This window comes from Xanthomonas sp. GW (genome assembly GCF_014236815.1).
Taxonomy (GTDB): Bacteria; Pseudomonadota; Gammaproteobacteria; order Xanthomonadales; family Xanthomonadaceae; genus Xanthomonas_A.
On the sequence record NZ_CP051189.1, the window covers coordinates 1,391,366 to 1,403,452 of the forward strand.

At 68.6% G+C, this 12,087-nt stretch carries 9 protein-coding genes; 5 read left to right on the forward strand and 4 right to left on the reverse strand.

Annotated elements, in window-relative coordinates:
• Positions 1–106: 106 nt before the first annotated feature.
• Both HEP73_RS05845 and HEP73_RS05850 read right to left on the reverse strand, forming a co-directional pair.
• The gene (locus HEP73_RS05845; protein ID WP_185822476.1) at positions 107–2,491 is read right to left on the reverse strand and encodes a TonB-dependent receptor plug domain-containing protein; all 2,385 of its coding nucleotides are present in this window, start codon (positions 2,489–2,491) and stop codon (positions 107–109) included.
• A 248-nt stretch (positions 2,492–2,739) separates the two neighbouring features.
• Positions 2,740–5,130, reverse strand: a complete 2,391-nt coding sequence (locus HEP73_RS05850; RefSeq protein ID WP_185822477.1) for a TonB-dependent receptor plug domain-containing protein — start codon at positions 5,128–5,130, stop codon at positions 2,740–2,742.
• A gap of 284 nt (positions 5,131–5,414) precedes the next feature.
• On the opposite strand from HEP73_RS05850, the gene HEP73_RS05855 reads away from it, so the two are divergent.
• Complete coding sequence (locus HEP73_RS05855) at positions 5,415–7,271, forward strand: ABC-F family ATP-binding cassette domain-containing protein (RefSeq protein WP_185822478.1); 1,857 nt, start codon at positions 5,415–5,417, stop codon at positions 7,269–7,271.
• Positions 7,272–7,388: 117 nt separating this feature from the next.
• A complete protein-coding gene (locus tag HEP73_RS05860) occupies positions 7,389–7,901 on the forward strand; it encodes a YcxB family protein (RefSeq protein ID WP_185822479.1) in 513 nt (170 codons plus the stop codon).
• Positions 7,902–8,053: 152 nt separating this feature from the next.
• Here HEP73_RS05860 and HEP73_RS05865 read toward each other — a convergent pair whose 3' ends face one another.
• On the reverse strand, positions 8,054–8,344 hold the full coding sequence (locus HEP73_RS05865; protein ID WP_185815559.1) for a hypothetical protein: 291 nt from the start codon (positions 8,342–8,344) through the stop codon (positions 8,054–8,056).
• Between the two features lie 329 nt (positions 8,345–8,673).
• Between HEP73_RS05865 and HEP73_RS05870 the strand changes: the two genes are divergently transcribed.
• Positions 8,674–9,120, forward strand: a complete 447-nt coding sequence (locus HEP73_RS05870) for a hypothetical protein (RefSeq protein ID WP_185822480.1) — start codon at positions 8,674–8,676, stop codon at positions 9,118–9,120.
• The gene (locus HEP73_RS05875; RefSeq protein WP_185822481.1) at positions 9,059–9,907 is read left to right on the forward strand and encodes an alpha/beta hydrolase; all 849 of its coding nucleotides are present in this window, start codon (positions 9,059–9,061) and stop codon (positions 9,905–9,907) included. The genes HEP73_RS05870 and HEP73_RS05875 overlap by 62 nt, the downstream gene beginning before the upstream one ends.
• Positions 9,908–9,979: 72 nt before the next feature.
• Here the strand turns inward: HEP73_RS05875 and ampR are convergent, their stop codons facing one another.
• The gene (gene ampR, locus HEP73_RS05880) at positions 9,980–10,858 is read right to left on the reverse strand and encodes a LysR family transcriptional regulator AmpR (protein ID WP_185822482.1); all 879 of its coding nucleotides are present in this window, start codon (positions 10,856–10,858) and stop codon (positions 9,980–9,982) included.
• A 98-nt stretch (positions 10,859–10,956) separates the two neighbouring features.
• Here ampR and bla point away from each other — a divergent pair, with 98 nt between their 5' ends.
• The gene (gene bla, locus HEP73_RS05885) at positions 10,957–11,847 is read left to right on the forward strand and encodes a class A beta-lactamase (protein WP_185822483.1); all 891 of its coding nucleotides are present in this window, start codon (positions 10,957–10,959) and stop codon (positions 11,845–11,847) included.
• Positions 11,848–12,087: the final 240 nt, after the last annotated feature.

Consider the following 12,087-nt stretch of genomic DNA (forward strand, 5'->3'; position numbering starts at 1 on the left):
CGTGCAGCCGCTGGATGGTACGCACGCCGGGGAGCTAGCCGGTCACGTGCGAAATCCTCCCCCGCGAACGGAGGAGGGGGGCAATCCGCACTGCCTTACGCCGCGATCACCAGCGGTAGTTGATCCGCCCATACACGTAGGCGCCGTTGAAACCGTACGGCGAGTAGTTGCTGTAGGGCAGCATGCCGTAGGTGGAGTTGACCAGATTGGTGGTCTTGTCCGGGTACTGGTCGAGCAAGTTGTCGGCGCCCAGGGTCAGCGTCCAGTTGTCGCTGGGCTTGAAGCTGGCCGAGGCGTCCACCACCCAGCTCGCGTCGTAGGTCTGGTCGCGCGCCGCGCTGGCCGAGTTGCGCACGGTGAAATCGCCGTAGCGGGTGGCGGCCAGGTTGAGGTCCCAATGCTGCAGCTTCCAGGTGCCGCTGAGGATGATCTTGTCCTTCGGGAAGCTGTCCTCCAGGCGCCCGATCTCGTCGCGGCCCAGGGTGGTCTGGGTCGAGCCGATGTCCACCAGCGCCTGCGGCTGCTCCACCGCATGGGTGATCTCGGTCTTGCTGTAGCCGTAGCTGGCGGTGAGGTCCAGCGAGCTGGCCGCGAACGGGATCGTGTAGGTGCCGACCAGGTCGACGCCGCGGGTGCGGGTGTCGGCCGCATTGCTGAAGTAGCGCACGCTGGTGACGTTGGAATAGCCCAGGCTCTGCAACTGCGCGAGCACGGCGGCGTCGTTGAGGTTGGAGGACAGCAGGATGCGGTCGTCGATCTTGATCTGGTACGCGTCCAGGGTCACGTACAGACGTTCCACCGGCTGCAGCACCAGGCCCAGGCTGTAGGACAGCGAGGTCTCCGCCTTCAGCGGCGCGGCGCCCAGCGCCTGGGCCACGGCGCTGTCCACCGGGAAGGTGCCCGATTCGAAGAAGCTGCCGTTGATGTAGCTGCTGGTCACCGCCTGGTACTGCTGCTGCGCAAGCGACGGGGCGCGGAAGCCGCTGGCCACGGTGCCGCGCAGGGCGACCTTGTCGGTGAACGCGTAGCGCGCCGACAGCTTGCCCGAGCTCTTGCTGCCGAAGTCCGAGTAGTCCTCGTAGCGGCCGGTGAGGCCGGCGGAGAACTTGTCGGTGAAGTCGGCTTCCAGCCCGGCGTAGACCGCGTAGTTGTGGCGGTCCGAATGCACGGCGTTGGCCGGCGAGAAGCCGGCGAAGCCCTGCGCGCCGCCGGTGGTGCCGGTGTAGGAGGCCAACTCGCCCGGCGACTGGTTCCACTTCTCCTGGCGGTACTCGGCGCCGAAGGACAGTGTCACCGGATAGGCCAGGCCCCATTCCAGCGGCTGGGTGAAATCGGCATTGACGATGTTCTGGGTGTACTCCAGCGCGCCGTCGTAGAAGCTGCTCGGGCTGTCGCTGCCGAGGCTGTAGTTGATGCTGTTGCGGGTGTTGAAGCCGATCTTGTTGTAGCCGTAGTTGTAGCTCACGTCCCAGCCGAAGCCGCCTTCGGTGCTGCCCTTGAGCCCGGCCACCAGCGAGCGGTCCTTGGAGTACTGCTCGATCTCCGGCACGTAACCGTCGGGATAGGTCTGCGCCAGCAGCGCGCTCTGCCCGTTGTGGTTGCGCGAGCGGTAGAACGCGAACGAGGTGATGTCGCGGTTGCTGGCGATGGCGGTGGCGTAGCCGGTGACGCGGTCGCTGAAGCGGAACTCGCCGTTGGCCGAGACCGCGGTCGCGTCGACCTGCGGATCGCCGTAGACGAAGGTGGTCTCGCCGATGCCCGGGTAGTTGCCGGTGTTCGGCGCGGTGCCCTGGTACGGGCCGGCGCGGTTGGTTTCGTCCTGCTGGCTGATCTGGCCGGCCACATGCAGGCTGCCGCGGCCGTCGCCGAAGCCGACCCCGGTATCGCCGGAGAGTTGCGACTTGGCGCCGTCGCCGGCCGAGTACTGGCCGTGGTCGATCGCCAGGCTGCCGCCTTCGCTCGAACCCTTCAGCACGATGTTGATCACCCCGGCGATGGCGTCGGAGCCGTACTGCGCCGAGGCGCCGTCGCGCAGCACTTCCACACGCTCGATCGCCGCGATCGGGATCGCGTTGATGTCCACCGCCGAGGCGCCGCGGCCGATGCTGCCGTTGACGTTGATCTGTGCGGAGGTGTGGCGGCGCTTGCCGTTGACCAGCACCAGCACCTGGTCCGGCGACAGCCCGCGCAGCTGCGCTGGGCGGATGCCGCTGGTGCCGTCGGTCAGTGCCGGGCGCGGGAAGTTCAGCGAGGGCAGCACGCGCGACAGCGCGGTGGCCAGCTCGGAGGTGCCGGTGGACTGCAGCGCTTCGGTGCTGATGATGTCGATCGGCGACTGCGACTCGGCCACGGTGCGGTCGCTGACCCGGGTGCCGGTGACGATGACGGTATCGAGGGTGCTCGGGGTATCGGTGGTGGTCTGGGCCAGGACCGAAGGGGCGGCGAGGGCGGCGAGCACGGCGCTCGCCAACAGGGACAACGGACGGTTCATGGAAAACTCCAACAGATGCCGAAACGGCAAAGGGGGGCGGTCGCTGTGCGACGCCGGCCAGGCGGGCCTGCCCCAGGGGTCGTTATTATTATTTAACAATCGCGCCGCAGTGCAGCATGCCTCGGCATGTTCTTATGCCCTTAAGTTCTAAGCGGAATGGCGGCTCGCCCCAATGGCACAGGCCGCCCGCGCCCTGTGGCGGAGCGGCCTGTGCCGGGTGCCGGCAGTACGGCTGGCCTGGAGGTTGCCTAGAAGCGGTAGCTCACCCGGCCGAACCAGTAGCGGCCGTTGAAGCCGAACGGGGACAGCGACGAGTACTGCAGGCCGCTGGGGCGATCCTCGTAGATGTTGTTCGGTGCCGAGCGGGTCGGGTACTGATTGGTGAGGTTGTCCGCGCCCACGCTGAAGATGAGGTCGCGCCAGGCGTAGCTGGTGGACACGTTCAACAGCCAGCGTGCGGCGAAGCTCTGGTCCTGGCTGCCGTCGGCGTTGTCGCCGCGGCGGGTGACCGCGCCGTAGCGGGTGGCGTCGCCGCGCACGCTCCAGCCGGCGCGGTTCCATTCGGCACTGAGCACGTACTTGGTGCGCGGGGTGGCATCGGTCAGCAGGCCCTGGCTGGCGCGCCGGAAGTTGGGATCGGAGACTTCCAGGATCTCGGTCTTGTTGTAGTTGGCGCTGAGGCTCAGGTTGAGCTTGCCGGCCTGCTCCAGATCGAGCAGATAGTTGTTCACCCAGTCGACGCCGCGGGTACGGGTGGTGGCGCCGTTGACGAAGAACTGCACCGCGGTGACCTGCCCGATCGGCACGTCCAGCGACAGCTGGTCCGAATACAGGATCTGGTCCCAGATGCGGATCTGGTACAGGTCCAGGGTGGAGCTGAAGGCGGTGCCGGCCTGCCACACCGCGCCGACGCTGTAGTTGCTGGATTTTTCCGGGGTCAGCGGCTTGGCGCCGAGCGCGATGGCCACCGGGTCGGAGGTGCGGTAGGTGCCGATCTGGGTCAGTTGCCCGTTCTGCAGCAGGGTCACCACCGAGGCGTAGTTCTGCTGCGCCAGCGAGGGTGCGCGGAAGCCATTGGAGACGGTGCCGCGCAGGGCGAAGGCGTCGCTGAGCTGGTAGCGCGCCGACAGCTTGCCGGAGCGGGTGGAGCCGGCATCGCTGTAGTCCTCGTAGCGCGCGGCCAGGCCGCCGGAGAGTTTCTCGGTCAGGTCGGCCTCCAGGTCGGCATAGACCGCCTTGCTGTGCCGCTCGAAGTCGCCGGCCACCGCCGGCGACAGGCCCGGGAACACCTGCGAGCCGCCCGGATAGGCGCTGCCGGTGTCCGGGTTGAGCGTGGTCGGGTCGAAGAAATACGAGTCCGGCGAACCGGCGTTGACGGCGTACTTGTCCTGCCGGTATTCGGCGCCGAAGGCCAGGTTGACCGGATAGGCCAGGCCCCAGTCGAAGGACTTGCTGAAGTCCGCATTGAGCACGCCCTGCCGGTTGCGGAAACCGCCGGCATTGAAGCGGGTGGGCGAGGCACCGGTGGTCCAGTACAGATTGGTGTTGATGGTGTTGAGCAGGTTGAAGGTCACGTCGTTCTCGCCGTAGTCGGCGGAGACGTCCCAGGTCCAGTCGCTGTCGGTGCTGCCCTTGAGGCCGAGCACCGCGGCGCGGTCGTTGGACGGGTTATAGATCTGCGGCAGGAAGCCGTTGGGGTAGATTGCCTGCACGTTGCGGTCGCTGTTGTCCCAGGCGCGGTAGTAGCCGTTGGACACCACCTCGCGGCGGCTGAAGTTGGCGTAGCCGTACAGGTCGATGCGCGGGGTCAGCGCATAGCCGAAGCTGAGCAGGCCCTGGTAGGTCTTGACCGCGGGGTCGCCATAGCGCTGGTACGGAATGCCGCTGGGATTGTCGGCACCGGCCACGGTGGTGGCCTTGTCGGCGTTCTCGGCGCGGTTGGTGTTCATCGCGTTCTGGTAGTTCCAGGACAGCCGCGCCCAACCGGGCGCTTCGCCGTCGTTCGCGCCGCCGAAGGCCAGCCCGTACGAGCCGTCCACGCCGTTCTGCGCGCCGTCGCCCTTGTCCATGATGCCGCCGTTGACCGAGACGCTGTTGCTGCCGGGCTTGGCGCCGTGCTTGAGCACGATGTTGATCACCCCGGCGATCGCATCGGAGCCGTACTGCGCGGAAGCGCCGTCGCGCAGCACCTCGATGCGCGCGATCGCCGACATCGGGATCGAATTGAGATCGGCCGGCGCCGAGCCGCGGCCGACCGACGGGTTGTAGTTGACCAGCGAGGTGGTGTGGTAGCGCTTGCCGTCCACCAGCACCAGCACCGCGTCGGGGGACAGGCCGCGCAGGGTCGCCGGGCGCAGCGCGTCGTTGCCGTCGTTGATCGCCGGGCGCGGGAAGTTCAGCGACGGCAGCAGCTTGCCCAGGGCGCTGCCCAGGTCGCTGGCGCCGGTCGCCTGCAGCGATTCGGGGCCGATGATGTCGATCGGCGATTGCGACTCGGCCACCGTGCGGTCGGCGATGCGGGTGCCGGTGACGATGACGTTGTCCAGAGTCTTGGGCGCCTGGTCTTGCTGGGCGAAGCCGGTGCCGGAGGCGAGGGCGAGCAGGATGGCGCTGACCAGGGGGAGCGGGCGGTGCTTCATCGTACGGAGACTCCAGTGGCTGGGGGAATGGCGTGGGTCTGAGTGCCCGGAGGGGGCAGGCGCGGCATGCTGCAGTGCAGCGATGGATCGCCCCGATTGAAATGGTTTTTTCATCTGGCCGCGTATACAAAAACGGCATTGGATCCAGTTGCCGGGTACCTGACGGGTCGGATCCAAGGCCCGCGCGGCGGGGGCCGATGGCCTGCCGCGGCCCGGATCCGGGGTGGGCCATCCGGGACGAAGCGGATACACTGCCGCCTCGAACGTCGAGTGCCCCCCATCCCGTGATTTCCCTCAGAAACTTCGCCATGCGCCGCGGCGAGCGGCTGCTGTTGTCCAACGTCGATCTGACCCTGCATGCCGGCTACCGCGTCGGCGTGGTCGGGCGCAACGGCACCGGCAAGTCCAGCCTGTTCGCGGCGATCCGCGGCGAGCTGGAGGCGGACAAGGGCGATGTGGAACTGCCCGGCAAGCTGCGCACCGCCAGCGTCGCCCAGGAAACCCCGTCGCTGCCGGATCCGGCGCTGGACTTCGTGCTCGGCGGCGATACCGAGGTGGCCGCGGCGCTGCAGGCCGAGGCCGATGCGCTGGCCGCGGAGGACTGGGAGGCGGTCGCCGCGGCGCACGTGCGCCTGGAAGAGGTCGGCGGCTACGACGGCACCGCGCGTGCCGGCAAGCTGCTGCACGGCCTGGGCTTCCCGGCGGCGACGCATTCGCGCCCGGTCAAGGACTTCTCCGGCGGCTGGCGGGTGCGGCTGAACCTGGCGCGGGCGCTGATGATGCCTTCGGACCTGCTGCTGCTCGACGAGCCGACCAACCACCTGGACATGGACGCGGTGCTGTGGCTGGAACAGTGGCTGCTGAAGTACCCGGGCACGCTGCTGCTGATCAGCCACGACCGCGAATTCCTCGACAACGTCGCCACCCACACCCTGCATCTGCACGGCGGCGGCGCCAAGCTGTACGTCGGCGGCTATACCGATTTCGAGCGCCAGCGCACCGAGCAGCTGCGCCAGCAGCAGATCGCGCACGACAAGGAACAGGCCGAGCGCGCCCACCTGCAGAGCTTCATCGACCGCTTCAAGGCCCAGGCCAGCAAGGCCAGCCAGGCGCAGAGCCGGATGAAGCGGCTGGCGAAGATGGCCGGCACCGAGGCGGTGCGCGCCGAGCGCGAGTTCCGCATCGAGTTCGCCCAGCCCAACCGCCTGCCGCATTCGCTGATCCGGCTCAACCATGCCGACTGCGGCTACGGCAGCGAGGTGATCCTGCGCCAGGCCGGGTTCGGCCTGGAGGCGGGCGACCGCATCGGCCTGCTCGGCCCCAACGGCGCCGGCAAGTCGACCCTGGTCAAGAGCCTGGTCGGCGAAATCCCGCTGCTCAGCGGCGAGCGCAGCGCGCATCCGGACCTGCGCATCGGCTACTTCGCCCAGCACACGGTGGAGTCGCTGCACGAAGGGCAATCGCCGATCGACCATTTCCGCGAGATCTCGCCGGATGCGTCGATCCAGGCGTTCCGCGACTTCCTAGGCAAGTGGAATTTCCCCGGCGACCGCGCGTTCGAAGTGGTGGACGGCTTCTCCGGCGGCGAGCGCGCGCGCCTGGCGCTGTCGCTGATCGCCTGGCAGCAGCCCAACGTGCTGCTGCTCGACGAGCCGACCAACCACTTGGACCTGGAGATGCGCGAGGCGCTGGCCGAGGCCTTGAGCGATTTCGAAGGCGCGATCGTGATGGTCTCGCACGACCGCCACCTGATCGGCCTGGTCTGCGACACCTTCTGGCGCGTGGCCGACGGCGTGGTCGAGCCGTTCGCCGGCGACCTGGACGAATACGCGGCGTGGCTGCGCAGCCGTCCGGCCGCGCAGGGCACCAAGCAGAAGATGGCCGAGGTCGCGCCGACTCCGCCGCCGCCGGTCAAGCCGCTGCCGGCGAAGAAACCGCCGAACCCGCACAAGCTGGCCGCCGCCGAAAAGCGCGTCGGCGAGCTGGAAGCGGCGTTGGCCGAGCTCGATCGCCAGCTCGCCGACCCGAAGAACTACGCCGATGCGGAGAAGATGGCGGTGCTCGGCCGCGATCGCGAAGCCACCGCGCAACTGCTTGCGCAGGCCGAGCAGGCGTGGATGGAATTGATCGAAGGCGCATAGCGCGCCGCGTCTGCGTTGCGATCGCAGGCGCAGTCCGTTGCGGTGCTGTGCGCCCAAGCGCGTTCATGCCGACGCCGATAAGCTTGTGCCGATGACAGCGAACGGGTCCAGCCAACCATGATCAGCGGCATCATCAGCGTGGACGACTATCTCGCCGCGCAACGCTTGCACCACGGGCGCCTGTTCCGGCGTGCAGTGATGCTGATGGCGGTGCTGCTGCTTGTCGGGATGCCGCTCTTGCTATTCGATAGCCCCGATTCCATCCGAAGTCTGATCGGCGGCCTGCTGGTCGGCATGGGCGGCGGCGGTCTGATCGGCTTTCCCTTGCTGTACAAGTGGAAAATACCGCGCAAGGTGCGGCGCCTGCATGCGCAGCAGGCGACGCTGCGGCATGTCATCACCTATGCCTGGGACGAGGATGGCTTGGAGGTGTCGTGGTCGGGTGGACGGGCGCGCCGTCCCTGGGCCGATTTCATCCGCTATCGCGAGAGCCAGCAGGTGTTGCTGCTGTATCACAACGACATGTTGTTCGACATGGTGCCCACCTCCTGGTTCGTCGATGACGCCCAGCGCGAGGCGTTTCAGCGGTTGGCGTCGCAGGTGGGAAACGGCGCTGCGCGCGCGGTGTAGCGACCGCTACGCATGCGCCTGGGGCCGACGCGAACGGCGATGCCGCGTGGCTGATGCACGACGATCGTCTACGACATGGCCAGAACGCCTGGCCAGGAAGCCAGGCGCCCACTTCACGCTTGCCGGCACGTGCCGGCGTGCTTCGGCCTGGCTCAGGCGGCGGCGCTGGCTACCACCAGCAGTCCGCCAGCGATGGCGGCCCAGTCCAGCGGCGTACGCGAGCGCAGGCCGCGCAGCGACGGGCGTGCCGTCGGCGTCGGCCGCAAGCCGGCCTTGATCCCCATCAAGGCCAAGCCGGCCGCGCTCAGCGCCCAATGCCATTCGCTCGCGCCGCTGCGCAGGAAATAGGCCAAGTGCAATACGCACAGGCAGGCCAGCACGGCGGCCAGGACGATGTCGCGCGAAACCAGGGCCGGACGAGCGGCCATGACGAAACGGTTCATTGCGTGTTCCCCCCCAGAAACAGGATTGCCTTCCCCAGGCACACATTACGACTGCGACTCTGATCATAGTTCTGCATCTGGACGGTCGCCAAGCGGCAGTGCACAAATTCTTCACATCTCTTGGCCTGTGCGCCGTGCGCCTCCCGGTCTCCATGCCGGTGCGGCGTCTACCAGGTGCGGCGGCGGGGCTGAAGTCTTGTGCGATGGCCGGAACCGGCCCCGGTATGCGTTGAATCATGGGATGTGGACGTGGGGACGGGTGCCAGTGGATGCGGTGCGCTGGCGGCGGCCTCTGGAGGCGACTCAAGGAGAACGGCATGAACCGAGTCATGGCAACGGCACTGCTGTTCGCGTTGCTGGCCGGCTGCGCCAGTTACGGCCAGCAACGGACGCAGCGGGCGAGCTGCCGAGAGGTCTCGCCCCTGGCCAGCGCGTGCAAGGCGGCGGAATTCATCGTGCTGGATGGGGATGGCACGGCGCCGGCGCCGGCGCTGGCCTTCGTCGAGTTCGACCAGAAGGGCGTGCCCTACGATCCAGCGTCGATCGACGACGTCATCGACAAGATCGCCGCGAGCGCCGCGCAGCCGCCGCAACGCCTGCTGCTGGTCGTGTTCATCCATGGCTGGAACCACAACGCGGCGCAGAGCGACGGCAACGTCATCGCCTTCAAGGCCTTCTTGCGCCAGTTGCAGGCGCAGGAACAGGGTGCTGGCGGTGGGCAAGCGGCGTGCGGTGGTCGGCGTCTACCTGGGGTGGCAGGCCAAAGCCTCGGATAACAGCCTGCTCGAACTGCTCTCGTATCGGGACAAGAAGGAGTTGGGGCTGACCACCGGCGTGGAGGGCGTGCGCGGCGTGCTGGCGCGCCTGGCCGAGTTGCGCCGTGCCGCGCCGGAGAGCCGCCTGGTGCTGATCGGGCACAGTTTCGGCGGCGGCGTGTTGTTCGCCGCGGTCAAGGACCACATCGTCGCCGCCGTCGGCGATCCGCAGGCGCGTCGGCAGACGGCGTATGCGGATCTGGTGATCCTGCTCAATCCAGCGATCGAGGCCGAACAGTTCGTTGCGCTGCACCAGGCTGTCGCGCAGACGACGTTCCGCGCGTGCGAGCCGCTGGCGATGGCCAGCTTCACCTCCGAGGCCGATACCGCGCTGTCCAGCGAATTCCCGCGCGGCATGCGTCTGTTCTACCCGCAGCGGCTGGCGGCGGCGAGCGCGGACCAGGCCGCATTGATCACCACCGCGTACGGTTTGTATCCGCCGTTCTCGCGCTATCGGCTGCGCGTGCTGCCGGGAGCGACAGTGCAGACCGCGCTGACCCCGGCGGCATTCACCGCGGCGGCGCGGACCTGGGGCGGCTTCAGGGCCGGCACCGGCGCATTCGCGCTGGGCGGGATCGAATTGGCGTCCACTGCGGCGCAAGCGCCGCAACCGTGGGTGCCGCTGTTGAACGTGCGCGTGGACAAGGCGCTGATCCAGGAGCACAACGCGATCTGGGATCCCAAGTTCGCCTATTTCATCCGCGGTTTGGTTGGCATGGAATTCGCCAAGGGCGACGCTTGCCGATGAGCCTGCGGCGCGTGCGGGACCGTCGCGCGCTGGCAGCGTGGCGCACGGCCGAGCTTTCCGTGCGCGCTCCGCTCAGCTCGCCGCGTGCTGTCGCTCGGCCAGCAGCCATTCGCGCAGGCGGCGGCCGGCCTCGCTTTCCGCGCGCGAGCGCAGCCGGGTGAGCCAGTAGCGGCCGGCGTCGATGCGGGTCGGGAACGGCGCCAGCAGGCGTCCGGCGTCCAGGTCCTGGGCGAACAGGCGCAGCGGCAGCAAGGCCACGCCGGCGCCCGCCGCCGCGGCGCTGGCCAGGGTCAGCGACGAATCGCAGATCGGTCCGCTGGCGACCACTTCCGGCGCGCCGGCCGCCTGCAGCCAGCGCGCCCATTCGTCCAGCCGGTAGGAGCGCAGCAGCGGCACGCCACCCAGGTCGGCCGGCACGCGCAACGATCGCGCCAGCGCCGGCGCACACACCGGCGCGAACGGCGCGTCCAGGATCGGCGTGGCGCACTGGCCCTGCCAGTCGCCGTCGCCGAAGCGGATCGCCAGGTCCAGGCCTTCGCCGGCCAGATCGACCCGGTTGTTGTGGGTGTGCACGCGCAGTTCGATGTCCGCATGCGCGGCGTGGAAGGCGTCCAGCCGCGGCAGCAGCCAGCCCACCGCGAAGGTGCCGACCACGCCGATGCTCAGCGTCTCGCGGTAGCGGCCGCCGGAGAAGCGCTGCAGGGTGGCGGCGATGCGGTCGAAGGCCTCGGTCAGTACCGGGTGCAGGCGCTGGCCTTCGTCGGTCAGGGCCACGCCGCGCGGCAGGCGCTGGAACAGCACCACGCCCAGGCGCGCTTCCAGTTGCTTGATCTGGTGGCTGAGCGCGGCCTGGGTCACGCACAGCTCGGCGGCGGCGCGGGTCAGGTTCTGGTGGCGCGCGGCGGCTTCGAAGGCACGCAGGGCGTTCAGCGGCAGCTGCGGGCGGATCATCGTGCGCCATTAGTTATTTTCATGATTGCGATTGAATAACCTCGCTGGTGGGCCGCGGTCAAGCTGCGCATGATCGACGCTTCCGACGGAGGTGGACGATGCTGGCGAGACGACGATTCCTGCAGGGCATGGGGCTGGCGGCGGCCGCGCTGGCGGTGGCGGCGGTGGACGCGAAAGTGCAGAAAAACCAGGCGCAGACGTTGGCGCAGCGGCTGGCCGCAATCGAGCGCGGCACGGGCGGGCGGCTCGGCGTGACGCTGCTCGACGGCAGCGGCGCAGTGCTCGGCGGGCAGCGCCAGGACGAGCGTTTCCCGATGTGCAGCACCTTCAAATTTGTATTGACGGCCGCGGTGCTACAGCGGGTCGACCGCGGCGAACTGAGCTTGCAGCAACCGGTGCAGATCCGCGCCGCGGACATGCTGGCGCACGCGCCGGTCACCGAGCGCCATGTCGGCGGCGCGCTGAGCGTGGCCGAACTGTGCCGGGCGACGATGATCTTCAGCGACAACCCGGCGGCCAACCTGCTGTTCCCGCTGGTCGGCGACCCGCCCGGGCTGACCCGTTTCCTGCGCGGGCTCGGCGATCCGCAGACCCGCAGCGACCGCCACGAGCCGGAGATGAACCGGTTCGCCGCCGACGACCCGCGCGATACCACCACGCCGGCGGCGATGGCCGCGACCCTGCGCACGCTGTTGCTCGGCGATGCGTTGCGGCCGGCTTCGCGCGAGCAGCTGACCGCGTGGCTGATCGACAACCGCACCGGCGACGACTGCCTGCGCGCCGGCCTGCCGCCTGGCTGGAAGATCGGCGACAAGACCGGCAGCAACGGCACCGATACCCGCAACGACATCGCCATCGTGTGGCCGCCGGGCCGGCGCACGCCGTTGCTGCTGACCGCCTATCTCAATGGCGCCAAGGTCGATGACGCCGCACGCGACGCGGCACTGAAGGCGGTGGCGGTTGCGGTGCGAGAGACGCTCGCGGGTTGAGCGTTGCGGCGCCGCTATGCCGCACGCGTTCGAGGCGTATCCATCGCGCGCTCGGTAACTGTCGTGGCCCAGCGGATGTCCGCCGATGGCTGGCGGCATCGCGCATTCCCAGCTGGGCGCGGCAGCCGCGCACGCATTGCAGATCACGACATCCAGGCGCATGCGCTGCCAGGCCTGCAATCGGACGCATCGCGTTTTCCACGCATCGCATCCACTCCTCTCCCATCCTCGCCATCCACT

Excerpts from the sequence above, each read along its gene's own strand:
- HEP73_RS05845 (WP_185822476.1), bottom strand. The coding sequence starts at position 2,491 with ATGAACCGTCCGTTGTCCCTGTTGGCGAGCGCCGTGCTCGCCGCCCTC.
- ampR (WP_185822482.1), bottom strand. The coding sequence starts at position 10,858 with ATGATCCGCCCGCAGCTGCCGCTGAACGCCCTGCGTGCCTTCGAAGCC.
- HEP73_RS05865 (WP_185815559.1), bottom strand. The coding sequence starts at position 8,344 with ATGAACCGTTTCGTCATGGCCGCTCGTCCGGCCCTGGTTTCGCGCGAC.
- HEP73_RS05870 (WP_185822480.1), top strand. The coding sequence starts at position 8,674 with ATGGCAACGGCACTGCTGTTCGCGTTGCTGGCCGGCTGCGCCAGTTAC.
- bla (WP_185822483.1), top strand. The coding sequence starts at position 10,957 with ATGCTGGCGAGACGACGATTCCTGCAGGGCATGGGGCTGGCGGCGGCC.
- HEP73_RS05850 (WP_185822477.1), bottom strand. The coding sequence starts at position 5,130 with ATGAAGCACCGCCCGCTCCCCCTGGTCAGCGCCATCCTGCTCGCCCTC.
- HEP73_RS05860 (WP_185822479.1), top strand. The coding sequence starts at position 7,389 with ATGATCAGCGGCATCATCAGCGTGGACGACTATCTCGCCGCGCAACGC.